The following is a 22,871-nucleotide window of genomic DNA, read 5'->3' as shown; positions in this document are numbered from 1 at the left end:
GAGCCCGCTACAGCGCCCGCAGCAGCATCCCCGGCCGCTCCACGCAGTCCGCGACGAAGCGCAGGAACCCGCCCGCCGTCCCCCCGTCGCACACCCGGTGGTCGAAGGTGAAGGACAGCTGGGTGACCTGGCGGACCGCCAGCTCGCCCTCGTGCACCCACGGCTTGGGGACGATCCGCCCCACCCCGAGCATCGCCGCCTCCGGGTGGTTCAGGATCGGCGTCGACCCGTCCACTCCGAACACCCCGTAGTTGTTCAGCGTGAACGTCCCGCCGGTCAGCTCGGCCGGGGCGAGCGTGCCCGCCCGGGCGCCCTCGGTCAGCCGGGCCATCTCCTCGGCCAGCCGCTCGGTGCCCAGCCGCCCGGCGTCCCGGACCACCGGCACCAGCAGCCCGCGCGGGCCCTGCGCGGCGAAGCCCAGGTGCACGGACGGGTGCCGGCGCACCGCCTCGCCCTCGACGCTCGCGTTCAGCTCGGGGAAGCGCTCCAGCCCGGCCAGGCAGATCCGGGCCAGCAGCGCGAGCACGCTCAGCTTCGGGCCCGGCGCCAGGTTCGACTGGGCGCGCAGCGCCATCAGCCCGGTGGCGTCGGCGTCCACCCAGCAGGTCGCGGCGGGGATCTCCCGGTGGCTGCGGGTCAGCTTGTCGGCGACCGCCCGGCGCAGCCCGCGCAGCGGCACGAGTTCGCCCTCCGGCCCGGTTCCACGTGGAACGGCCGCCGCCGGGGCGGCGGCCGCCCCGATCGCCCGCTCCACGTCCCGCCGGGTGACCAGCCCGTCCGGCCCGCTGCCGGGCACCGCGGCCAGGTCGAGCCCGTGCTCCCGGGCGATCCGGCGCACCAGCGGCGAGATCACCGCCACCACGGCCGGCGCGGCCGCCACCGGCGCGGGCACGGGCTCCGGCACGGGCACCGGCTCCGGCGCGGGCGCGGGCGCGGGCACCGGTTCCGGCGCGGGCGCCGCCGCGGGGCCCTCCCCCGGCCGCACCCGGCGCCGCCCGGCCCGCCGGGCCTCGGCGACCCCGTAGCCGACCAGCGGCCGCTCCACCGCCGGTTCGGGGGCGTCCCCGGGCGCCGCGGCGCCCCCCGCCGGGGGTGCGACCGCGACGGTCACCAGCGGGGCGCCCACCGGCACCTCCTGCCCGACCTCGCCGAACCGGGCGGTCACCACCCCGCCGTACGGGCAGGGCACCTCGACCACCGCCTTGGCGGTCTCCACCTCCACCACCGGCTGGTCGACGGCGATCACCTCGCCGACCTCGACCATCCAGCGCACCACCTCCGCCTCGGTGAGCCCCTCACCGAGGTCGGGCAGCGTGAACTCGCGGACCACCGCCACCGCCATCACTCCTCCCACTGGAGCCGGGCGACGGCGTCCAGGATCCGGTCCACCCCGGGCAGGTGGTGGTGCTCCAGCATCGGCGGCGGGTACGGGACGTCGAAGCCGGTGACCCGCAGCACCGGCGCGGCCAGGTGGTGGAAGCACTTCTCGGTGAGCCGGGCGGCGATCTCCGCCCCGGCCCCGCCGAAGCCGGCCGACTCGTGCACCACCACGGCCCGGCCCAGCGAACGGACCACCGCGCAGGCGGTGGCCTCGTCGAACGGCACCAGCGAGCGCAGGTCGAGCACCGCCAGGTCCCACCCCTCGGCCTTCGCGGCCTCGGCGGCCTCCAGGCACACCGGCAGCGAGGGCCCGTAGGTGACCAGCACCGCCGAGGTGCCGGGGCGGCGCAGCACGGCCCGGCCGATCGGCTCGACGGGGGCGGCCGGGTCCCACCCGTCCTTGCCCCAGTACAGCCGCTTGGGCTCCAGGAACACCACCGGGTCGTCCGAGGCGATCGCCGCGCGCAGCAGCCCGTACGCGTCGCCGACCGTCGCGGGGGCGACCACGTGCAGGCCGGGGGTGGCCGCGTAGTACGCCTCGGAGGCGTCGCTGTGGTGCTCGACCCCGCCGATGCCGCCGCCGTACGGGATCCGGACGGTGATCGGCAGCGGGAGCTTCCCGGCGGTGCGGTTGCGCATCTTGGCGACGTGCGAGAACAGCTGCTCCAGCGCCGGGTAGGCGAAGGCGTCGAACTGCATCTCGACCACCGGCCGCAGCCCGTACATGGCCATGCCGACGGCGGTGCCGAGGATGCCGGCCTCGGCCAGCGGGGTGTCCAGGCAGCGGTCGGGGCCGAACTCGGCGGTCAGGCCGTCGGTGATCCGGAAGACGCCGCCGAGCGCGCCGACGTCCTCGCCGAGCACGTGCACCGTCTTGTCCGCGCGCATCGCGTCGCGCAGCGCGAGGTTCAGGGCCTGCGCCATGGTGCCGGTCCGCGGGCCGGTGCGCTCTCCTGCCACGGTGCTCATCGGCCGTGCACCTCGGCCTCCGCAGCGAGCTCGGCGGCCAGCTGACCGGCCTGCTCGCACAGTTGCTGGGTGGGTTCGGCGTAGACGTGCGCGAACAGCGACATCGGGTCGAGCTCGGGGTCGGTGTGGAACTCGGCGCGCATCCGGGCGGCCAGCTGCTCGGCCCGCTCGGCGGCGTCGGCGACCAGCTGCTCGTCCAGCAGGCCGCGGCCGCGCAGGGCGTCCTCCAGCAGCCGGACCGGGTCGTGGGCCCGCCAGGCCTCGACCTCCTCGGCCTGCCGGTAGCGGGTGGCGTCGTCGGCGTTGGTGTGCGCCTCGATCCGGTAGGTGAGCGCCTCGACCAGGGTGGGGCCGCCGCCGGTGCGGGCCCGCTCGACGGCCTCGGTGAGCACCCGGTGCACGGCGAGCGCGTCGTTGCCGTCGACCAGCCGGCCGGGCATGCCGTAGCCGACCGCCTTGTGGGCGAGGGTCGGCGCGGCGGACTGCCGGGTCAGCGGGACGGAGATCGCGTAGCCGTTGTTCTGCACCAGGAACACCACCGGGGCGTGCAGCACGGCCGCGAAGTTCAGGCCCTCGTGGAAGTCGCCCTCGCTGGTGCCGCCGTCGCCGAGCAGGGCGAGCGCCACCGTGTCGTCGCCGGCCAGCCGGGCGGCGTGCGCCAGGCCGACGGCGTGCGGGACCTGGGTGGCCAGCGGGGTGCACAGCGGGGCGGTGCGGGTGGCGCGCGGGTCGTAGCCGGTGTGCGCGTCGCCGCGCAGCAGGGTGAGCGCCTGCAGCGGGTCGACGCCGCGGGCGACCACCGCGAGGGTGTCCCGGTAGGAGGGGAACAGCCAGTCGTCGGGGCGCAGCGCGAGCGCGGCGGCCACCTGGCAGGCCTCCTGGCCGGTGGAGGCCGGGTAGACGGCCAGCCGGCCCTGCTTGGTGAGGGTGGTGGCCTGCTGGTTGTAGCGGCGCCCGGCGACCAGCCGCCGGTACAGCTCGCGCAGCAGCGCGGGGTCCGCCGCGTCGGCGGCGGGGGTGCCCAGGACGCGCAGCGGCTCGGCGTCGGGCAGCAGCGGGGCGGGGTCGGTGCGGGGCGCGGTGGCACCGGGCCGCCAGCCGGGTACGGCCGCGGCCGGGTCGTTCCTGTGGTCCAGGACGGTCATCTCGGGCACCTCCGGGGTGTGGGGGCTCCCTACCGATTGTTCGGTCGTCTGTTCATCTTGACCATATCCCCGTCAAGACGGTGGACAGTCGGCCGAAAGGGGGGTCTGCTGGGGCCAGCACGTCCAATCGCGAGGGATGGGGGGCCATGTCGGCTGAACAGGTGTCCAGACTCGACCGCGTCGACCGGTCGATCCTGCGGCTGCTGCGGCAGGACGGTCGCGCCTCGATCCGCTCGGTGGCCGAGCGGGTGCACGTGTCCCGGGCGAACGCGTACGCCCGGATCTCCAGGATGGTCGAGGACGGGGTGATCCGCGGCTTCACCGCCCGGGTCGACCACGAGCGGGCCGGGCAGGCCGCGTCCGCGTACGTCACCCTGCGGATCGTGCAGAACTCCTGGCGCACCGTGCGCGAGCAGCTGCTGCGGCTGCCCGGGGTGGCGCACATCGCGCTGGTCGGCGGCGACTACGACGTGCTGATGCTGGTCCACACGGAGGACAACCGGGCGCTGCGCGAGCTGGTGCTGGGCAGCATCCAGTCCATCCCGGAGGTGCTGAGCACCCGCACCATGCTGGTGTTCGAGGAGACCGACCAGATCCCGCCGGACGGCCTGTAGCGGGCCGTGGCGGGCGCGGCGGGCCGTCACCGGCGGGGAGCCGCTCAGTCCTCGCCGGTGGAGACGGCCACCACCGTGCGGCCGTCCCCGACGCCGACCAGTGCCGCGTCGAAGGTGCACACGGTGACCGGCCACCAGCCGGCGCCGCGGCCGTCGGGCGGCGGGTGCGCGAGGTGGCCGTTGGCCCGCCAGTCGGCGTCCGGGCCGAGCAGCTCGGCCAGCGGTTCGGCCAGCACCCGGGCCTCCGCGACGGACGTGAACGTGCGGAACACCAGGCTCTGCCCGAGCGTGCGCGCCATCCACTCGGCCGCGTCCGCCGCCGGGACGCGGACCCCCAGCCGCTCGTGCAGCTGCCGGGCGTCGCGCGGGCCGCGGTGGCCCCGGCGGCAGCGGCAGGCGGCGGGTCCGTGCACCAGCGGCTCCGGCCGGCGTTCCAGCGCGTCCCAGCAGAGCCGGCCGTGGTCGAGGCCGCGGTCCTCGCCGATCTCCACCACCAGGTCGAAGTTCCGGTGGGAGGTCCAGTCGTCCAGCAGCGCGCGCAGCGCCTCCAGCTCCCCCGGCCGGTGGACGCTCACCCGGCGCGCAGGCCGTCGAAGGCGAACCGGGCCACCGCGTCGGGCAGGCCCTCGGCGCCGCGCTGGCCGGGCCGGTACCACTCCACCAGCGAGTTGACGGTGCCGAACAGCAGCCGGGTGGCCAGCCGGGGTTCGACGTCGGCGCGCAGCTGCCCGGCGTCGACGGCGTCCTGGACGAGCTCGGCGACCCGGTGGTCGAAGTCGCGGCGCCGCTCCAGCGCCCACTGCTCGGTGGCGGTGTTGCCGCGCACCCGCAGCAGCAGCGTCACGTAGGGCAGTTCGGCCAGCAGCACCTCGGCGGTGCGGCGCACCACGTGCTCCAGCCGGTCCACCGGGCGGCCGCGGACGGCGGACGGCTCGTCGAGGATCGCGAACAGCGCGTCCAGCGCCCGGCCGACCGCGAGCCGCAGCAGCTCCTCCTTGCCGCGCACGTGGTGGTAGATCGAGGACTTGGAGATCCCGGCGGCCCTGGACAGGTCCTCCATCGAAGTGCCGTCGTAGCCGCGTTCGTTGAAGACCCGCACGGTGACGGCGAGCAGCGAGTCGACGGTGTAGGCGGCGCGCGTGGGGTGGTCGGCCATGCGACGAGTATCCCCGGGCCGGTGCCGGACCGCCCCGGGGGGTGGCCTCAGGCCCGGGACGCCTGCCCGGACACCCGCTCGGCCGCCGTCCCGGCCCGCCGCCCGGCCGGCCGGGCGGTGTCCTCGGCGACGAAGTAGGCGGGGCGGCGCTGCACCGAGGTGTAGATCCGGGCGACGTACTCGCCGAGCAGGCCGACGCAGATCAGCTGCACCCCGCCGATGAACAGCAGGCCGACGAAGAGCGAGGTCCAGCCGGGCACGGTGGCGCCGAACAGGTAGACCGCCAGGCAGAAGGCCAGCAGCAGCAGGCAGGTGAAGAAGGCGACGGTGCCGAGCCAGGTGGCCAGCCGCAGCGGGGCGGCGGAGAAGCCGGTGATGCTGTCCAGGGCGAGCCGGACCATCTTGGTCAGCGGGTACTTGGTGGTCCCGGCCACCCGCTCCTCGCGGACGTAGCGCACCTCGCCGCTGGGGAAGCCCAGCCAGGGCACCAGCAGCCGGTAGACCCGCTGCTGGTCGGGCAGTTCCCTGAGCGCCTCGACGGCCTCCCGGCTGAGCAGCCGGAAGTCCCCGGCGTTGGACGGCACCTGCCGCCCCACCAGGCGGCGGATCAGCCAGTAGTAGCCGCCGGCCGTCCAGCGCTTGAAGCCGGTGTCGGTGGAGCGGTCCTCGCGCACCCCGTAGACGATGTCCAGCTCCTCGGCGCGGGCCAGCTCCAGCATCTCCGGGATCTTCTCCGGCGGGTCCTGCAGGTCGGCGTCGATGCTGGCCACGTAGTCGCCGACGGCGTGGTCGAGGCCGGCGGTCAGCGCGGCCTGGTGGCCGCTGTTGCGGCGCAGCCGGACCATCCGCAGCTCGGGCCAGTCGGCGGCCAGGTCGCGCAGCAGGGCGGCGGTCTTGTCGGCGCTGCCGTCGTCCACGGCGACCACCTCGTAGCGGGCGCCGAGCCCGTCCAGCACCGGGCGCATCCGGGCCGCGAAGGCCGGCAGCGCGTCCTCCTCGTTGTACATGGGGACGACCACCGACAGCAGAACGCCTGCTTGTGCCGCTGCACTCATCAGTCTCTCCAGCCGGGTGGGTGAGTCCGTCCGATGGTGGGGAGTGTAACCACGCACCGTCCGGTCAGGTACAGACCAGGTGAACGTGCCGTAGGCTCGCCCGAGCATCCTGGCGGCCCGGCGGGGCCCGAGAACCCAGACAGGACCTGATGGCGATGGCAGCGAGCCCCGACACCGAACTGGTCGAACGACCCGATCCGCCCGCGGACGAGGTCCCCGCGGCGCTGAGCCCGCGCGAGTGGCTGCGCCGCGCGGCGCGGGAGTACGGCCCGGCCCTGGCGGTGTTCGGGGCGGTCCGGCTGATCGCGTTCGCGGTCTTCGCGTGGCTGCTGTCCTGGTCGGGCGAGTACCTGACCAAGACGCCCAGGTTCGGCGGCGGCAAGCACGTCTGGGACGTGGTCGGCGGCTGGGACGGCTGGTGGTACCAGCAGGTCGCGCAGAACGGCTACGACCCGAAGCTGCTGCCCTCCACCTCCGGGCCGTGGACGATCGAGCAGAACTCGGTCGCGTTCTTCCCCCTCTACCCGGGCCTGATCAAGATGGTCTCCGCGGTGACCGGCCTGAACACGCTGGGCGCGGGCATCCTGGTCTCGGTGGTGACCTCGTTCGTCGCCGCGGCCGGCATCTACGCGGTGGCCAAGCTGATCGCGGGCCACCGGGCGGCGGTGATCGCGGCCGGCGTCTGGGGCCTGTTCCCCGGCTCCGGCGTCGAGTGGGCGGTCTACTCGGACTCGCTGTTCGTCGCCCTCGCCTCCTGGGCCTGCTACTTCGTGATGACCCGCAACTGGCTGGCCGCCGGCGTCACCACCTTCGTCGCCGGGCTGAACCGGCCGACCTCCGCCGCCCTGGCCGCGGCGGTCGGCGTGGCCGCGCTGATCGCGCTGTGGCAGCGCAAGGACGGCGTGCTCGGCCCGCTGGCCGCGATGGTGATCGCCCCGCTCGGCTTCATCGGCTACATCGCGTGGGCGAGTTGGCGGATGGGCAGCTGGACCGCCTACTTCGACCTGCAGCGCGGCGGCTGGCTGCACTACTTCGACTGGGGCGCGCACACCGGCAACGTGCTGCAGAACCTGCTGCTCGGCCACCACGACTACATCTTCGGCTACCCCACCGAGGACATGATCGCGCTGTTCCTGGTGTTCAGCCTGCCGATCCTGCTCTTCCTGATGGTCCGGATGCGGGTGCCGGCCTTCCTGGTCGTCTACACCTGCGTCACCATCGTGCTGGTCCTGGGCAGCCAGCAGATCTTCGGCAACACCTCCCGCTACCTGCTGCCCTGCTTCCCGCTCTTCCTCCCGATCGCCGTCGCCCTCAAGCGCCTCTCCCGCGCCTCGCTGGCCGTCACCCTGGGCACCATCGCCGCGGCCTCCGGCTGGTACGCCGGCTACGTCCTGTTCGAGCTGGGAATTCCGTAAAGCCCGGTCAAGCCCGGGTAAAGATCAGCCCTCCGGTGCGCGGGGTCCGCCCCGCGCACTGCCACACTCGCGCGTCCGAATCCCGTACGAACCGAGGACGCACCCGATGCGCACCGCCCGCCCGCTGGCAGCCGCCGCCCTGTCCGCCGCCGCCCTCTGCGCCCTGACCGCCTGCGGTTCGGGCGGCGGCTCGAAGGACGCGGCGCCCTCCGCCCCGGCCGCCGCCTCCGTCCCCGCCGCCTCCCCGTCCCCCACCGCGCCCGCCCTGGCGGACCTGACGGCGGCGGAGATCGCGCAGAAGTCCCGGGACGCGGGCGAGAAACTGAAGAGCGTCACCATGACCATCACCGTGCCCGGGTACCCCGGCGGGGCGTTCGACGGCACGTTCACCGAGGGCGGCGACGGCAGTTGCCACGGCACGTTCAGCATCAAGGGCCAGGGCGCGGCGGAGATCGTCCGCGTCGGCACCGACGTGTGGCTCAAGCCGGACGCCGACTATCTGAAGAACCTCTTCACCGGTGCCCCCGCCGGGGCCGCCGGGAAGTGGATCACCAGCGGGAACACGACGAAGGACAAGGCCTACTTCTGCGACCTGGGCGTGCAGTTGGAGAAGCGGGTCGGTCTGCACACCGACGGCAACCCGGTCGACGGCGTCGCCAAGGGCGGCAGCAAGCAGGTGGACGGGGCTCCTGCGGTCGTCCTCACCATGACCGACGACTTCGGCAAGCCGGTGCGCTACGACATCGCTGCCGAGGGCGAGCCTCGGCTGCTGGTCACCGAGACCGGCACCGGCGACATGGTCGTCAAGCTCGGCGACTTCGACAAGCCGGTGCAGGCCGCCGCCCCTGCCGCGAACCAGGTCTTCCAGCGCTGACCCGGCGCCCCCGGAACGGAAGGGGCGGGGCCCCTTGCACCGACCGATCGTTCGGTTACGCTGAGGAGCGTCCCGCCCCGCCCCCGTGAGGAGCGCACCATGGCCGCTGCGACCCCCGCCCTGCCGGTCGCCGAACTGCTCGCCCGCCACCAGGAGACCCTGGACCGCGCGCTGGCCGCGATCGCCGACCGCGACCACTGGTCCCCGTACCCGGAGTTCCCCAAGGCGTACGGGGAGGGCGCCGCCGCCGACGGCAAGGCCGCCTTCGACGCCCTGCTGGGCCGGGAGTTCGAGCTGCCCGGCCACCCCGGCGGCGGCGAGCCGGTGACCGGCGAGGCGAGCCCGTACGGCGTCGAACTGGGCGTCAGCTACCCGCACGCCGAGCCGGACGCGCTGCTGGCCGCGCTGGAGGCGGCCCGGCCCGGCTGGGCCAGGGCCACCCCGGCCGAGCGGGCCGCGGTCTGCCTGGAGGTGCTGGCCCGGATCAACGCCCGCTCGCACGAGTTCGCGCAGGCGGTGATGCACACCACCGGCCAGGCGTACGGCATGGCGTTCCAGGCGGGCGGCCCGCACGCGCAGGACCGCGGCCTGGAGGCGGTGGCGTACGCGTACGCCGAGCAGACCAGGCTGCCCCGCTCGGCCCGCTGGACCAAGCCCCAGGGCAAGCGCGAACCCCTGGTGATGACCAAGGAGTTCACCGCCGTCCCGCGCGGCACCGCGCTGCTGGTCGGCTGCAACACCTTCCCGACCTGGAACGGCTACCCGGGCCTGTTCGCCTCGCTGGCCACCGGCAACGGCGTGCTGGTCAAGCCGCACCCGCGCGCGGTGCTGCCGCTGGCGCTGACCGTGCGGATCGCCCGCGAGGTGCTCGCCGAGGCCGGGTTCGACCCGGACCTGGTCTGCCTGGCCGCCGAGCACGAGGGCTCGGCGATCGCCAAGGTGCTGGCGCTGCGGCCCGAGGTGCGGCTGATCGACTACACCGGCTCCACCGGCTTCGGCGACTGGCTGGAGGACAACGCCCGGCAGGCCCTGGTGTACACCGAGAAGGCCGGCGTCAACACCGTCGTCCTCGACTCCACCGACGACTACCGCGGCATGCTGGACAACCTGGCGTTCTCGCTCAGCCTGTACAGCGGCCAGATGTGCACCACCCCGCAGAACCTGCTGATCCCGCGCACCGGCATCCGCACCGAGGACGGCGAGCGCTCCTACGACCAGGTGGTCGCCGACCTGGCGGCCGCCGTCGAGGGGCTGCTCGGCGACGACGCCCGGGCCGCCGCGATCCTGGGCGCCGTGGTCAACCCGGGCGTGCTGGCCCGCAGCGCCGCCGCGGCCGGCGGCGAGCTGGGCGAACTCGCCCTCGCCCCGCGGGTGGTGGCCTCCGCCGAGTTCCCGGGCGCGACCATCCGCACCCCCGCGCTGGTGAAGGCCGACGCCGACAAGCCGGACGACCGCTCCCGCTTCCTGACCGAGTGCTTCGGCCCGGTCGCCTTCGCGGTCGCCGTCGAGTCCACCGCCGCCGCCGTCGAGTTGCTGCGCCGCACCACCGCCGAGCACGGCGCGATGACCGCCGGCGCCTACACCACCGACCCGGCGGTCGAGTCCGCCCTGGTCGAAGCCTGCCTGGACGCCGGGGTCTCGCTCTCGCTCAACCTGACCGGCGGGGTCTACGTCAACCAGACCGCGGCCTTCTCCGACCTGCACGGCACCGGCGCCAACCCGGCCGCCAACGCGGCGTACTGCGACGCCGCGTTCGTGGCCGGCCGCTTCCGCACCGTCGAGATCCGCAAGTAGCGACCGGCGGCCCCGGGCCCGCCCGGCGAACCCGGCGGGCGGGCCCGGCGGCGGGACGGCGCCGCCGGCTACGGGGAGGGCGGTGCGCCGGACGGGCCGCCGGCGGAGGAGCCGACCACCTCGACGGTGTCGCCGGGGGCGACGTGGTCGTAGAACCACCGCGCGTCGTCCGCCGACAGGCCCACGGCTCCGCGGGTGGTGTTCGCCTTCCCGACGGCGGAGGGGGACAGCCAGGGCATCGAGCAGACGTAGGTGGGGGTCGCGCTGCCGGTCCGGACCAGCCGGACGCACCAGTCCGCGGTCACGCTCTCCGGTCCGCCGGAGGCGCCGTCGTCGAACAGCCCGACCTTCGGGAGCTTCTCCTGGACCGTCATCCGCCCGCTCGGCGTCTCGTTGCCCGGCCGACCCGCCGTGACGCCGAGCACCGTCACCCGGCCGTCCTTCCCGGTGACCGTCAACCGGTGGCCGTCGGTGTCGATGACGGCGCCGGGCACCGCGGCCCCGGTCCGCCCGGCCGTCGGCGACGGCGAGGCCGCCGCCGGGGCCGGGGCCGACGGCTGCGGTGCGGTGCCGTACCGCAGGCCGCCGGCGATCACGACCCCGGCCGCGAGCACGGCCGCGGACCCCAGCACGGCGCGGCGCCGACGGCGGCGGCGGATACCGGTGCGGTGCACCTCGGCGGGCGGCAGGGGGACCGCGGACGGAACGTCGGCGACCAGGTGCCGCAGGGCGGCGGAGAGGTCGTCGGTCTCGGGGCTGGCGTGGTCAGGCACGGATGAGTTCCCTCTCGTCCCGGTCGGAAAGGTGTTCGGCCAGCGCCGCCCGGCCGCGGGAGAGCCGGGCCTTGACGGTGCCCTCGGCGACCCCGGTCTCCCGGGCGACCTCGGCCACGGTCAGGTCGCACAGGTGGAAGAGGACGATGGCCTGCCGCTGCGCCGCCGGGAGCCTGCGCAGCCCCGCGACCAGCGCGGTGTGCTCGGGCCCGGGGCCGGGCGCGTCCTCGTGGAGGTGGTTGCGGAGCACCAGGTCCAGGCCCCGGCGCGCCCGCCGCCAGCGGCCGGCGGCCAGCCGCCAGGCCACCGTGCGGATCCAGGCGTGCGGCGACCCCGCGCCGCTCAGCTCCCCGCGCCGCCCCCAGGCGCGCAGGAACGCCTCCTGCACCGCGTCCTGCGCCTCGTTGTAGTCCCCCGTCATGGCGTAGATCTGCCTCACCAGGGGGGAGAACGACGACACGTAGAACGCGTCGAACTCCTCATCGGTCATGCCGCTGCCGTTCCCGTCGTCCGGATCGAACGCACGCGCGTCCGAAGGTAGTACCGGCGTCGCGGGCGGCCGGTTGCGTCGGACGCCCGGCGAATCCGCGCCGCCCCGTGCGAACGGCCGGGGGAACCCGGCCCGGGGAACGCGAACGGGCCCGGCGCCGTCCCACAACGGCGTCCGGGCCCGCAGCCCTGTCCCGGAGGGGGAGGGGACAGGGAGTCGGCGAGTCCGCTAGGAGCGGCGGGGGTTGAACACCCACACCCGCAGCAGCACGAACCGCACCAGCGTCGCGGCCGCGTTGGCCGCCACCAGCACCGCCAGCTCCACCCCGGGCCCGGCGCCCGGCGAGGCGGCGTGCAGCACGGCGACGGCGCCGCTGGTGAGCGCCAGGCCGACCAGGAAGGCCAGCCCGCCCTCCAGTTGGTGCTTGAGGGCGTCCCGGCGGCCGGTCACGCCGAAGGTGAAGCGCCGGTTGGCGGCGGTGTTGAAGACCGCGGTGACGGCCAGCGCCAGCGCGTTGGCGGCCAGCGCGGGCGCCAGCTGCCGCAGCCCCAGGAACAGCAGCAGGTAGGCCAGCGTGCACAGGCCGCCGATCACCGCGAAGCTGACGGACTGCCAGCCCAGCCCGGGCGGCACCTGCGCCCGCCGGACCCGGTCGGGCAGCTCCACGCCGCCCCGGCCCGCCAGGGTGCGCCGGGCGACCCGGGCCATGCCCTTGAGGTCGTCGACGACGGTGCGGACGATGTCCACCCGGCTGTCCGGGTCGTCCACCCAGTCCACCGGCACCTCGTGGATCCGCAGCCCGGAGGCCTCGGCGAGCAGCAGCAGTTCGGTGTCGAAGAACCAGGCGTTGTCCTCGACCTCCTCCAGCAGCCGCTTGACCACCTCGGTGCGGCCCGCCTTGAACCCGCACTGGGCGTCGGAGAACTTGGCCGCCATGGTGGCCCGCAGCAGGAGGTTGTAGGTGCGCGAGATGAACTCCCGCTTGGGGCCGCGCACCACCGCCGAGCCCCGGTGCAGCCGGCTGCCGATGGCCAGGTCGCTGTGGCCGGACAGCAGCGGCGCGACCAGCGGCAGGAAGGCCTCCAGGCCGGTCGACAGGTCGACGTCCATGTACGCCACCACGTCGGCCGTGCTGTCGCCCCACACCTGGCGCAGCGCCCGCCCCCGCCCCTTGAGATCGAGGTGCACGGCGCGCACCGGCCCGAGCTCCGCGGCCAGCGCGGTGGCGACCTCCCAGGTGCCGTCGACCGAGGCGTTGTCCGCCACCGTGATCAGGTAGTCGTACGGGAACGTCTCGGCCAGGTAGGCGTGCAGCTCACGGACGCAGCGCTCCAGCGAGTGCTGCTCGTTGTACACGGGTACGACGATCTCCACGAGCCTGGTCCTCACCACGGTGTCGGCCCCGTCCCGGCCGCCGACCGCCGGGACGGGGCGCAGGGTCCGGCGCATCGCTGGCTGTGTCATGGGAAGGAGGTTCACAGCCCCTGATGGGCCCGCGATGATGGCAGTCTGAGAGCGCGCTGAGAACCCGGGCGCCGTGGACTCCGGCCGGTGCGCGCACCGGCCCTTGCAGCAAGACGACGGGAGAGACGGATGTCCGAGACGGAGTTCACCGCGGACGTGCTGGTGGTCGGCGCCGGCCCGACCGGCCTGCTGCTCGCGGGCGACCTGGCCGCGGCCGGCCTGCGGGTGACGGTGCTGGACAAGCGGGCCGAGGAGTCGAACCTGACCAGGGCGTTCGCCGTGCACGCCCGGACCCTGGAACTGCTGGACGCCCGCGGCCTGGCCGACGAGCTGATCGCCACCGGCCAGACGATGCCCTCGATGCGGGTGTTCGGCCGGCTCCGGATCGACTTCGCCCACCTGCCCACCCGCTTCCCGTTCGTCCTGGTCACCCCGCAGTCGAACACCGAGCGGGTGCTGCGCGAACGGGCCGTCAAGGCCGGGGCCGAGCTGCGCCGCGGCGCCGAGGTGACCGGCCTGCGGCAGGACGCCGGGGGCGTCACGCTGACCGCCCGCACCGCCGACGGCGAGCGCTCCTTCCGGGCCCGGTACGCGGTCGGCGCGGACGGCGTGCACTCCTCGGTGCGCGACCTGCTGGGCGTGCCGTTCCCCGGCGAGGCCGCGGTGCGCTCGGTGATGCTGGCCGACGTCCGGCTGGAGCACGAGCCCGAGGAGCCGCTGACGGCGGGCGCGGGCGAGGCCGGGTTCGCCTTCCTGGCCCCGTTCGGGGACGGCTGGTACCGGGTGATCGGCTGGAGCCGCGAGCACCAGGTGCCGGACTCCGACCCGGTCGTGCTGGGCGAACTCGCCGACCTGCTGCGCGAGGTGACCGGCCGTGACCTGGGGGTGCTGGAGGCCCGCTGGACCTCCCGCTTCCACAGCGACGAGCGCCAGGCGCCCAGCTACCGCTCCGGCCGGGTCTTCCTCGCGGGGGACGCCGCGCACTGCCACTCCCCGGCCGGCGGCCAGGGCATGAACACCGGCCTGCAGGACGCCGCCAACCTGGGCTGGAAGCTGGCCTCGGTGGTCCGCGGCTGGTCGCCCGACGCCCTGCTGGACACCTACCAGACCGAGCGCCACCCGGTCGGCCGGGCGGTGCTGCGCTCCTCCGGCGCCCTGGTCCGGCTCGCCCAGGGCCGGCACGCCCCGACCAGGGCGCTGCGCTCGGCGATCGGCGCGGCCGCCGGCCACCTGGGCCCGCTGGCCGAGCTGGGCGCCAAGCAGGTCTCCGGCATCGGGTACGCCTACCCGGCCGAGAAGGGCGCCCACCCGCTGGTCGGCCGCCGCGTCCCCGACCTGCGCCTGGCGGTGGACGTGCCGGGCGGCCCGGCCCGGCTGCACGAGGCGCTGCGCTCCGGCCGGGCGGTGCTGGTCAGCAACGACGAGCTGTCGGTGGCGGACTCCTGGGCGGAGCGGGTGGTCACCGCGGCCCCCGCCGACCCGCACGGCAAGCTGCGCGACACCGTGCTGCTGGTGCGCCCGGACGGGTACGCGGCCTGGGCCTGCGCGGACCCGACCAGGGGCGAGCTGCGGGCGGCGCTGAGCCGGTGGCTGGGCCGGCCCTGACATTCAGTTTCCGCCGCGCCGGAATCGAAGCAATTCACTGAATGGAATTCCAACTTCACAGTTGACTGTTTTTTAGTAAGCAATTGCCCGGGCATGGGCCAATTCCCGCGGGCTCTCTGAGAGATTCTGGCGAGCGTTTTCGAAAACCGGAACGCCGCCAGATTTCCGGAGGAGCCCGTGCGACCCCGCTCGCTCGCCCTTGCCGCCGCCCTCGCGGTCCTTCCCCTCACCGCCGTCTGCCTGGGCACCGCCACCGCCCAGGCCGCGCCGTCCCCCAACGCCGCGGCCCGGGTGGCCCTGCCGCAGACCGTCACCCCGGCCGTCGCCCGCTCGCACCGGCAGGGCGACGTCCCGGCCGACCGCGAGATATCCGTGGCGGTCTCGCTGAAACTGCGGAACACCGCCGAACTGGACCGTTTCCTGACCGCGGTCGCCACCCCCGGCACCGCCGAGTACGGGCACTACCTGACGCCCGCGCAATTCACCGACCGGTTCGGCCCGACCGCGGCCGACGTCGAGCAGGTCCGGGCGTTCCTCACCGCCCAGGGCCTGCGGGTCGACTCGGTCAGCGCCAACCGCCAGGTGGTGAACGCCACCGGCACCAGCGCCCGGCTGTCCGCCGCCTTCGGCACCCACGAGTCGACGTACACCGACCCGCAGCAGGGCGGCCGGGCGTTCTTCGCCAACGACGCCGCCGCCTCGGTGCCGGCCGCGCTGGCGGGCACGGTCGAGGGCGTCAGCGGCCTGAACGACCACACCGTGCGCACCACCCGGATCGCCAAGCCGCAGGCCGCCGCCCCGCAGGCCACCCCGTCCGGCTTCGGCCCGGCGGCGTACGACGGCGCGTACCGGCTGAACCAGCTGGGCGCGGACGGCACCGGCTCGACCGTGGCGCTCTGGGAGTTCGACGGCTACAAGTCCTCGAACCTGACCACCTACGACGGCCAGTTCGGCCTGTCCGGCCCGGCGGTGAGCACCGTGTCGGTGGACGGCGCGAACTACGACGCCAAGCCCGGCGACGGCCAGGGCGAGGTGGAGCTGGACTCCGAGATCGTCCGCGGCGTCGCCCCGAAGGCCACCCAGCTGGTGTACGAGGCGCCCAACAGCGACCAGGGCGAGATCGACATGGCCGCCAAGATCGTCTCGGACAACCGGGTCTCGGTGATCTCCATCTCCTGGGGCTCCTGCGAACCGGACACCACCGCCTCCTCGATGACCGCGGTGAACAACTCCTTCAAGCAGGCCGCCGCCCAGGGCATCTCGATCTTCTCGGCCTCCGGTGACGACGGCTCCCGGGACTGCACCCGCTCCACCTCCGGCTCCGGCGTGAAGGCCGTGGACTTCCCCGCCTCCAGCCCGTACAACACCGGCGTCGGCGGCACCAACCTCAAGGTCTCCGGCAGCACCTACAGCTCCGAGAGCGCCTGGAGCACGGCCGGCGGCGGCGTCTCCACCCAGTTCGCCAAGCCGAGCTGGCAGACCGGCACCAACGTCACCGGCACCATGCGCACCGTCCCGGACGTCTCCTCCAACGCCGACCCGAACAGCGGTTTCGCGATCTACACCCAGGGCAGCTCCAGCCCCGGCTGGCAGGTCTACGGCGGCACCTCCGCCGCCGCCCCGCTGTGGTCCGGCTTCGCGGCCCTCTACAACCAGAAGGCCAAGGCCGCCGCCAAGCCGGTGCTCGGCGAGGCCAACCCGAAGATCTACGCCGTCACCAACTCGTCCTCCTACGGCAGCGCCTTCCACGACGTCACCAGCGGCAAGAACCAGGACTTCTCCACCAAGGCCGGGTACGACCAGGTCACCGGCTGGGGCAGCCCGGTCGCCGACGGCCTGGCCACCGCCCTGCTCGGCGGCGGCGGCACCACCCCGCCGCCCACCGGCTCCTGCACCGCCGCCCAACTGCTCGGCAACCCCGGCTTCGAGACCGGCTCCGCCTCCCCGTGGACCACCTCCTCCGGCGTGGTCGACAACTCCTCCTCCGAGGCCGCGCACGGCGGCTCCTGGAAGGCCTGGCTGGACGGCTACGGCTCCGCCCACACCGACAGCCTCGCCCAGACGGTGTCCGTCCCGTCCGGCTGCACCGCCAAGCTGAGCTTCTGGCTGCACGTGGACACCGCCGAGACCAGCACCACCACCGCGTACGACAAGCTCACCGTCTCGGTGAACGGCACCACCGTCGCGACGTACTCCAACCTGGACAAGGGCACCGGCTACGCGCAGCGGACCGTCGACCTGAGCGCCTACGCCGGACAGAGCGTCACGGTGAAGTTCGGCGGCACCGAGGACGCCTCGCTGCAGACCTCCTTCGTGATCGACGACACCGCGCTCAACGTGTCCTGACCCACCGTCGGCACGGCTGCCGGGAGGCCCTCCGGGGGTCCTCCCGGCAGCTCTGTGTCGGCGGTGTTGCCGGTTCGGTCCGCTTGCGAAATGCTTGTCGTGACCACTGTCATATGTCCTGATTAATGACGTAGCCTCTCAACCCTCATAGGGTTCCCACACGCTCGGCGGCGCACCACCGAAGCACCGCCGAGCACCGTGGCGCCGGGGGTGATCCCGCCGAACCCGCCGGGTGGGGAAGGTGTCGCATGGGCTCGCAACAACCGCAGCACGCCGGCCGGCTCCGACTGGTCGGACAGCGCGACCACAGCGGCGAACCGCCGCCGCCCGTCCCGCCGGCCCCGGCCGCCCCCGCGGCGCCGGCGCCCCCGGCGGCCCCGGCGACGGCCCCGGCCGCCCCGGCGGGCGGTTTCGCCGAGGTGCTCAACACCGCCATCGAGAGCAGCGGCCTCAGCCTGGACCGGATCCGCGCCGCGCTCGCCAAACAGGGCGTCAGGGTCAGCGTCACCACGCTCAGTTACTGGCGGCGCGGCCGCAGCCAGCCCGAGCGCGCCACCTCGCTGCGCGCCGTCCACCTGCTGGAGGACCTGCTCGGCCTGCGGCACACCTCGCTCACCGCGCTGCTCGGCCCGCCCCGCCCGCGCGGCCGCTGGGTCACCCAGGGCCCCGCCCCCGACGGCCTGCGGCTGGAGCAGGTCTGGCCCGGCCAGGCCGAGCTGGTCGAGGTGTTCGCCGAGCTGGACGCCCCGCCGGCCGGCCAGCTGGAGCGCCAGTCCATCCACGACGCCTACTACGTGGACGCCTCCCGCCGCGGCCACCTGCTGCGGATGCGCCAGGTGGTGCGCGCGACGGTGGACGGCGTCACCCGGCACGTGGTGGTCCACAAGTCCGACGAGGGCGTCCAGATCTGTCCCGAGATCACCTCCGTCCGGCACGCCCGCCTCGGCCGGGTCCGCCGCCGCCCGCTCAGCGGGCTGCTGGTCGCCGAGCTGCTGCTCGACCGGCCGCTGGCCCTGGGCGACTCCACCGTCCTGGAGTACGAGGTGCAGATCCCCGACTCCGGCCCCACCACCGACTACGGGCGGTTCTTCCCCGCACCGGTGCGCGAGTACGTCCTCCAGGTGCACTTCGACCCGGCCACCGTCCCGGTCCAGTGCGAGCGCTTCGACCGCGCGCCCGGCACCGAGGTCGACCGGCACCGCGAGCCGCTGTGGATCGGCGCCTCCGCCAGCGCCCACGTGCTCACCGCCGACCAGCAGCCCGGGCAGGTCGGCATCCGCTGGCAGTGGGAGTAGGCCCGCGGACCCGCGCCGGAGCGCCCCTTCCCTCCGCTTTCTTCCCTATCCTTCCCTTTCCCTCCCATTCGTTCCCTTTTGTTGCCTTTCCTGCCAGTTCATACGGTTTCGCCCTTTTCATCCCTTCGGCCCCGTTTCGACCCTCGCCACGCCCGACCCCGCGGTGCGCGGCGTTCACCCGAACCGCCCTGTCCGACGCCCCATCGGGTGGTCCGCGCCACCGGCCCCGGGGAACGTGAGTCCCACTCAGCCAACTCACGAGGAAAGGCGGGACCCACCCGTGCTGATGGAGTTCAGCGATGTCGAGCCGGACGACTCCTGCGGCTGCGGCGACTGCGCCGACCGCCTCCGGGCCCGGCTGCGCGCCGTCCGGTCCCCCCGCCGACGCCCGCTCGGGGCCCGCCGCGCGGCCGTCCTGATCGCCGCGGCCGGCAGCGTGCTGGGCGGCCCCGCGGTCTCCCTGGCCGCGGCCGCGCCGCGCACCGACAGCAGCCCGCTCATACCCGACTCGCCGCAGGGCGAGGTCGCCGGCCCGTTCGGCGCCGACCCCTCGGCCCACCGCTCCGCGGCCGCCCAGCCCGCCACCACCCGGGCCGAGATCATGCGCCGGGCGCAGACCTGGGTGGACCGGAAGGTGCCGTACAGCATGAGCACGTACTGGTCGGACGGCTACCGCCAGGACTGCTCCGGCTTCGTCTCGATGGCCTGGGGCCTGGGCAGCAGCCAGACCACCTGGACGCTGCCGAACTTCGCCGACCGGATCCCCAAGGACGACCTGCAACCGGGCGACGCCCTGATCTACAACAACCCGAAGGACCCGGAGGGCGGCTCGCACACCGTCCTGTTCGGCGGCTGGGTGGACGCGGCGCACACCAAGTACACCGCGCTGGAGCAGACCCGCCCGGGCACCACCAAGCGCAGCACCCCGTACGCGTACTGGAGCAACGCGAGCGGCTACCTCCCCTACCGCTACCGGGGGCTGAGCCAGCCGATGCCCGCGCCGGAGGACTCCGACGCCTTCCCCGGGGCCGACAAGTTCGGGCCCGGCAAGGTCAACCCGTACGTGACCCGGCTGGGGAAGATGCTGGTGGAGCGGGGCGGCGGGCGGTTCTACCGGGAGGGGCCCAGCCCGGACTGGGGCGAGGCGGACCGGAAGGCCACCGAGGCGTTCCAGCTGGCGCAGGGCTGGCGCGGCGCCGAGGCCGACGGCTACCCCGGCAAGGACACCTGGGACTTCCTGGTGCACCACAAGGGCAAGGACATCCCGCCCGCGGCCCCCGCCCCCACGACGCCCGCCCCGACGACACCCGCCCCGACGACACCGGCCCCCGCTCCCGGCACGCCGGTCCCCGGCACCGGCACCGGCAGCGACACCGGCGCCCCGAAGCCCCCGCCGCCGGTCCCCGTCCCGCCCTTCCCCGTCCCGCCCTTCCCCGGCGCCGACCGGTTCGGGCCCGGCAGGGTCAACGACGACGTGCTGCTGCTCGGGCAGCGGCTGGTCGCCAAGGGCTTCGGCGCCGCCTACCGGGAGGGCCCCAGCCGGGACTGGAGCGAGGCCGACCGGCTCAACACGGCCGCCTTCCAGCGCGCCCAGGGCTGGAGCGGCGCCGAGGCCGACGGCTACCCGGGCCCGCACACCTGGAAGCTGCTCTTCTCCTGAGCCCGCCCGGCGGGAGCGCGCTCAGGACGGCGCGGCGTGCTCCCGCACCCAGGCGTGCATGGCGATCGCGGCGGCCGCGCCCGCGTTGATCGAGCGGGTCGAGCCGAACTGCGCGATCGAGCAGACCGCCGCCGCGTGCTCCCACGCCTCGGCGGTCAGCCCGGGCCCCTCCTGCCCGAACAGCAGCACGCAGCGCTCCGGCAGCCGGAAGGTCTCCAGCGGCACCGCGCCCGGCAGGTTGTCGATCCCGATCACCGGCAGCCCGCGCTCCGCGGCGTAGGCCGCCAGCGAGGCCACCGAGCCGTGGTGGCGCACGTGCTGGTAGCGGTCGGTGACCATGGCGCCGCGCCGGTTCCACCGCCGCCGCCCCACGATGTGCACCTCCCGGGCCAGGAAGGCGTTCGCGGTGCGCACCACCGAGCCGATGTTGAAGTCGTGCTGCCAGTTCTCGACCGCGACGTGGAAGCCGTGCCGCCGGGTGTCCAGGTCCGCGACGATCGCCTCGTGCCGCCAGTACCGGTAGCCGTCCACCACGTTGCGCCGGTCCCCCGCCGCCAGCAGCTCCGGGTCCAGCCGGGGGTCGGCGGGCCACGGCCCGGGGTGCGGGCCGACGCCGACCTCCCGGTCGTCGGCGGGGTCGTCGTACTGCTCGCCCAGCTGGGGCGCCGAGGTGTCGCTCACGCCCCCAACGGTACGGGCTCGGGACGGGCGGCCCGCTGCCGCGTCCGCACCGAGCGCTCCAGCTCGGTCAGGGCCTGCATGACCAGCCGGGCCCCGGCCCGGGTGACGTCGATCCGGTCGTCCCGGGGCAGCCCGGCCAGCTGGTGGTCCCAGGTGCGGTGGGCCTCGCGCAGCGCGGTGAAGTCGACGTCCTGGCCGAGCAGGACGGCGGCGGCGGCCAGCGCGGTGGCGTCCCGCAGCTCCTCGCCGAACGCGGCGGCGCCGGGCACCGGCGGGGCGTCCTCGCCCGGCAGGTGGGCCTCCAGCAGGACGGTGGAGCGGTCCAGCATGCCGACCGCCGAGCGCGCCTTGTCGAACTGCTTGCGGGTCAGCTCCCGCAGCACCTGCTCGTCGTGCCGCACCGGCTCCACCTCGGCCCGGTCCAGCGCCGCCAGCATCTCGCTGCGCGCCTCCCGCACGTCCAGCAGCGCCGGCCGCACCTCCTTCTCCGCCAGCCCGCCCGCCGGGTCCCCGTACGCGCCGAACACCGCCGCCGCGTACCGCCCCGCCGAGGCCAGCCACTCGGCCAGCCGCTCCGGCAGCCGGGCGGTCTGCCAGGTCGGGAACAGCGCGTACGCGGCGAGCGCGACGAACCCGCCCAGCAGCGTCATCGACACCCGGTCCACGGCCAGCCCCACCGGGTCCCCGGGCTGGAGGCCGAGCAGGAACACCACGTACGAGGAGATCGCCACCGTCGTCACCGCGTACCCGGTGCGCATGGTCAGGTAGGCCAGCCCCATGCAGCACACCGCCAGCACCGCCAGCACCCAGTCGCCCGGGTCGAAGACCTGCACGACGGCGGTGGAGACCAGCACCCCGGCGGCGGTGCCCGCCACCCGGGCCACGCCCCGGCTGAAGGTCTGCGCGAAGTCCGGGCGCATCACCATCGCGGTGGTCATCGGCGCCCAGTAGCCGTGCTCGATCCGCAGCAGCCGGGAGGCCAGGTAGGCGGCGGTGACCACCACGGCCATCCGCGCCGCGTGGTGGAAGATCGCCGAGTGCCGGTGCAGCTGCCGGCCGACGGTGGCCAGCGCGGCGGGCACCACCTTCACCAGCGGCGGGCGGCGCAGGCCGGTGGCGGGCTCGGTGCGGGCCTGCACCGTGGTGCGGTCCTGCCGGTCCAGCCGGTCCGCGGCCCGGCCCAGCAGGCCGGAGAGCCGGCGGGCCGAGCGGCGGGCGCCGCCGCGCAGCAGGTCCTCGCCGTTGCCGCTCCCGCTGCCGGGACGGGCCAGCGCCAGCCCGGGGGTGTCCCTGGGCAGCCGGACCGGGTCGCCGCTGCGGATCGCCCGGGCCAGCGCGTCCAGCACCTCGGCGGCGGCGGCCAGCACCTCGCGGGCCCGGTCCCGCTCGGGGCCCTCCTCGGCGGCCCCGACCCGCGGGTCGGCCAGCGCGGCCAGCGCCGGGCGGATCCGCTCGGCGATGGTGCGCAGGCCGCGCAGCTCGGGCGGACGGCGCCTGGCCTGCCGGGCGGTCAGCCGGGCCGCCTGCCGGCCGACGATGAACGGCTCCGGGTCGACCTGCGCCACCGGGTCGTGCCGCAGCCGCCGGGCGTAGTCGCCGAGCCCGGCGTAGATGTCGGCGAGCGCGTCGCGCTGGGCCCGCCAGCTGTCGATCGGCCAGAGGGTGACCACCAGCGCCTGGACGGCGCCGCCGACCGAGCAGAGCAGCCCGTGCTGGATCGCGGTGGGCACCGAGACCGGCAGCTGCACCACCACCATCATCACGGCCAGCGTGTTGGCGGCGACCACGCCCGCGGTCGGCCCGATCGCCCAGGCCAGCCCGGCCGCGAACGCCCACAGCGCCAGCAGCACCGGGTACGCGCCCGGGATGCCCACCGCGACGTAGCCGAGGAAGGTCGACAGGCCGAGGCCGGCGGCCGCCACCAGCGCCAGCGAGGCACGCGGGCGGAACGAGCGCTGGAAGGTCGCGGTGCCCGCGATGAAGGCGCCCATCGCGGCCGAGGTGGCCTGCGCGGGCCCGTACAGGAACAGCGTGGGGAAGACCACCAGCGCGGCCGCCAGCGCCCCGCGCAGCGCGCGCCTGGGGTTGGTCAGCGAGCGGTCCACGGTCAGCCCCGCCTTCGCGGTGTCGCGCAGGGCCGTGAACCAGGACATAC

At 74.9% G+C, this 22,871-nt stretch carries 19 protein-coding genes; 8 read left to right on the top strand and 11 right to left on the bottom strand.

Annotated features, from left to right (window positions below):
• Positions 1 to 7: 7 nt before the first annotated feature.
• From HUT16_RS18645 to pdhA, 3 genes are read right to left on the bottom strand one after another with little or no spacing between them, the layout of a single operon-like run.
• Positions 8 to 1,336: a dihydrolipoamide acetyltransferase family protein gene (locus HUT16_RS18645; protein WP_176192746.1), complete on the bottom strand. Its 1,329-nt coding sequence runs from the start codon at positions 1,334 to 1,336 to the stop codon at positions 8 to 10.
• Positions 1,337 to 1,341: 5 nt separating this feature from the next.
• A complete protein-coding gene (locus tag HUT16_RS18640) occupies positions 1,342 to 2,349 on the bottom strand; it encodes an alpha-ketoacid dehydrogenase subunit beta (RefSeq protein WP_176189274.1) in 1,008 nt (335 codons plus the stop codon).
• Positions 2,346 to 3,503 (bottom strand): pyruvate dehydrogenase (acetyl-transferring) E1 component subunit alpha, encoded by a 1,158-nt coding sequence (pdhA, locus tag HUT16_RS18635; RefSeq protein WP_254897866.1) that lies wholly within the window; start codon positions 3,501 to 3,503, stop codon positions 2,346 to 2,348. The genes HUT16_RS18640 and pdhA overlap by 4 nt, the downstream gene beginning before the upstream one ends.
• A 137-nt stretch (positions 3,504 to 3,640) precedes the next feature.
• Here pdhA and HUT16_RS18630 point away from each other — a divergent pair, with 137 nt between their 5' ends.
• Entirely contained in the window at positions 3,641 to 4,108 is a 468-nt protein-coding gene (locus HUT16_RS18630) for an Lrp/AsnC family transcriptional regulator (RefSeq protein WP_176189273.1), read from the top strand.
• 44 nt (positions 4,109 to 4,152) lie between these two features.
• On the opposite strand, the gene HUT16_RS18625 is transcribed toward HUT16_RS18630, so the two are convergent.
• The 3 genes from HUT16_RS18625 to HUT16_RS18615 are packed head-to-tail and all read right to left on the bottom strand — an operon-like array spanning position 4,153 to position 6,319.
• A complete protein-coding gene (locus HUT16_RS18625) occupies positions 4,153 to 4,683 on the bottom strand; it encodes a hypothetical protein (RefSeq protein WP_176189272.1) in 531 nt (176 codons plus the stop codon).
• A complete protein-coding gene (locus HUT16_RS18620) occupies positions 4,680 to 5,264 on the bottom strand; it encodes a TetR/AcrR family transcriptional regulator (protein ID WP_176189271.1) in 585 nt (194 codons plus the stop codon). The genes HUT16_RS18625 and HUT16_RS18620 overlap by 4 nt, the downstream gene beginning before the upstream one ends.
• A gap of 47 nt (positions 5,265 to 5,311) precedes the next feature.
• Positions 5,312 to 6,319 (bottom strand): glycosyltransferase family 2 protein, encoded by a 1,008-nt coding sequence (locus HUT16_RS18615; protein WP_176189270.1) that lies wholly within the window; start codon positions 6,317 to 6,319, stop codon positions 5,312 to 5,314.
• 149 nt (positions 6,320 to 6,468) lie between these two features.
• Between HUT16_RS18615 and HUT16_RS18610 the strand changes: the two genes are divergently transcribed.
• The 3 genes from HUT16_RS18610 to paaN all read left to right on the top strand — a co-directional run bounded on the left by HUT16_RS18610 (position 6,469) and on the right by paaN (position 10,402).
• Complete coding sequence (locus tag HUT16_RS18610) at positions 6,469 to 7,734, top strand: glycosyltransferase family 39 protein (protein ID WP_176189269.1); 1,266 nt, start codon at positions 6,469 to 6,471, stop codon at positions 7,732 to 7,734.
• Between the two features lie 106 nt (positions 7,735 to 7,840).
• Entirely contained in the window at positions 7,841 to 8,608 is a 768-nt protein-coding gene (locus HUT16_RS18605; protein WP_176189268.1) for a hypothetical protein, read from the top strand.
• 99 nt (positions 8,609 to 8,707) lie between these two features.
• Positions 8,708 to 10,402 (top strand): phenylacetic acid degradation protein PaaN, encoded by a 1,695-nt coding sequence (paaN, locus tag HUT16_RS18600; RefSeq protein ID WP_176189267.1) that lies wholly within the window; start codon positions 8,708 to 8,710, stop codon positions 10,400 to 10,402.
• A gap of 68 nt (positions 10,403 to 10,470) precedes the next feature.
• Here paaN and HUT16_RS18595 read toward each other — a convergent pair whose 3' ends face one another.
• The 3 genes from HUT16_RS18595 to HUT16_RS18585 all read right to left on the bottom strand — a co-directional run bounded on the left by HUT16_RS18595 (position 10,471) and on the right by HUT16_RS18585 (position 13,129).
• Entirely contained in the window at positions 10,471 to 11,175 is a 705-nt protein-coding gene (locus HUT16_RS18595; protein WP_176189266.1) for a L,D-transpeptidase, read from the bottom strand.
• Positions 11,168 to 11,665: a SigE family RNA polymerase sigma factor gene (locus HUT16_RS18590; protein ID WP_176189265.1), complete on the bottom strand. Its 498-nt coding sequence runs from the start codon at positions 11,663 to 11,665 to the stop codon at positions 11,168 to 11,170. Before HUT16_RS18590 ends, HUT16_RS18595 begins: the two co-directional genes overlap by 8 nt.
• Positions 11,666 to 11,893: 228 nt before the next feature.
• Complete coding sequence (locus tag HUT16_RS18585; protein ID WP_254897865.1) at positions 11,894 to 13,129, bottom strand: dolichyl-phosphate beta-glucosyltransferase; 1,236 nt, start codon at positions 13,127 to 13,129, stop codon at positions 11,894 to 11,896.
• A gap of 129 nt (positions 13,130 to 13,258) precedes the next feature.
• Here HUT16_RS18585 and HUT16_RS18580 point away from each other — a divergent pair, with 129 nt between their 5' ends.
• The 4 genes from HUT16_RS18580 to HUT16_RS18565 all read left to right on the top strand — a co-directional run bounded on the left by HUT16_RS18580 (position 13,259) and on the right by HUT16_RS18565 (position 20,035).
• On the top strand, positions 13,259 to 14,734 hold the full coding sequence (locus tag HUT16_RS18580; RefSeq protein ID WP_176189264.1) for an FAD-dependent monooxygenase: 1,476 nt from the start codon (positions 13,259 to 13,261) through the stop codon (positions 14,732 to 14,734).
• A 177-nt stretch (positions 14,735 to 14,911) separates the two neighbouring features.
• Entirely contained in the window at positions 14,912 to 17,080 is a 2,169-nt protein-coding gene (locus HUT16_RS18575; RefSeq protein WP_176189263.1) for a protease pro-enzyme activation domain-containing protein, read from the top strand.
• 248 nt (positions 17,081 to 17,328) lie between these two features.
• On the top strand, positions 17,329 to 18,375 hold the full coding sequence (locus HUT16_RS18570) for a hypothetical protein (protein ID WP_176189262.1): 1,047 nt from the start codon (positions 17,329 to 17,331) through the stop codon (positions 18,373 to 18,375).
• Between the two features lie 286 nt (positions 18,376 to 18,661).
• Positions 18,662 to 20,035, top strand: a complete 1,374-nt coding sequence (locus HUT16_RS18565; protein ID WP_368662694.1) for a peptidoglycan-binding protein — start codon at positions 18,662 to 18,664, stop codon at positions 20,033 to 20,035.
• Positions 20,036 to 20,056: 21 nt separating this feature from the next.
• Here the strand turns inward: HUT16_RS18565 and HUT16_RS18560 are convergent, their stop codons facing one another.
• Positions 20,057 to 20,716, bottom strand: a complete 660-nt coding sequence (locus tag HUT16_RS18560) for a TrmH family RNA methyltransferase (protein ID WP_176189260.1) — start codon at positions 20,714 to 20,716, stop codon at positions 20,057 to 20,059.
• Positions 20,713 to 22,869, bottom strand: a complete 2,157-nt coding sequence (locus HUT16_RS18555; protein WP_176189259.1) for an FUSC family protein — start codon at positions 22,867 to 22,869, stop codon at positions 20,713 to 20,715. The genes HUT16_RS18560 and HUT16_RS18555 overlap by 4 nt, the downstream gene beginning before the upstream one ends.
• Between the last annotated feature and the right edge of the window lie 2 nt (positions 22,870 to 22,871).

Source organism: Kitasatospora sp. NA04385, from assembly GCF_013364235.1.
In the GTDB taxonomy this organism is placed as follows: Bacteria; Actinomycetota; Actinomycetes; order Streptomycetales; family Streptomycetaceae; genus Kitasatospora.
This window is presented reverse-complemented; position numbering and strand designations above follow the sequence as displayed.

Coding starts and splice junctions, on each gene's coding strand:
- HUT16_RS18580 (WP_176189264.1), top strand. CDS start 13,259: ATGTCCGAGACGGAGTTCACCGCGGACGTGCTGGTGGTCGGCGCCGGC.
- HUT16_RS18615 (WP_176189270.1), bottom strand. CDS start 6,319: ATGAGTGCAGCGGCACAAGCAGGCGTTCTGCTGTCGGTGGTCGTCCCC.
- HUT16_RS18610 (WP_176189269.1), top strand. CDS start 6,469: ATGGCGATGGCAGCGAGCCCCGACACCGAACTGGTCGAACGACCCGAT.
- HUT16_RS18605 (WP_176189268.1), top strand. CDS start 7,841: ATGCGCACCGCCCGCCCGCTGGCAGCCGCCGCCCTGTCCGCCGCCGCC.
- HUT16_RS18555 (WP_176189259.1), bottom strand. CDS start 22,869: ATGTCCTGGTTCACGGCCCTGCGCGACACCGCGAAGGCGGGGCTGACC.
- HUT16_RS18630 (WP_176189273.1), top strand. CDS start 3,641: ATGTCGGCTGAACAGGTGTCCAGACTCGACCGCGTCGACCGGTCGATC.
- paaN (WP_176189267.1), top strand. CDS start 8,708: ATGGCCGCTGCGACCCCCGCCCTGCCGGTCGCCGAACTGCTCGCCCGC.
- HUT16_RS18640 (WP_176189274.1), bottom strand. CDS start 2,349: ATGAGCACCGTGGCAGGAGAGCGCACCGGCCCGCGGACCGGCACCATG.
- HUT16_RS18585 (WP_254897865.1), bottom strand. CDS start 13,129: ATGACACAGCCAGCGATGCGCCGGACCCTGCGCCCCGTCCCGGCGGTC.
- HUT16_RS18620 (WP_176189271.1), bottom strand. CDS start 5,264: ATGGCCGACCACCCCACGCGCGCCGCCTACACCGTCGACTCGCTGCTC.
- HUT16_RS18570 (WP_176189262.1), top strand. CDS start 17,329: ATGGGCTCGCAACAACCGCAGCACGCCGGCCGGCTCCGACTGGTCGGA.
- HUT16_RS18590 (WP_176189265.1), bottom strand. CDS start 11,665: ATGACCGATGAGGAGTTCGACGCGTTCTACGTGTCGTCGTTCTCCCCC.
- HUT16_RS18565 (WP_368662694.1), top strand. CDS start 18,662: ATGGAGTTCAGCGATGTCGAGCCGGACGACTCCTGCGGCTGCGGCGAC.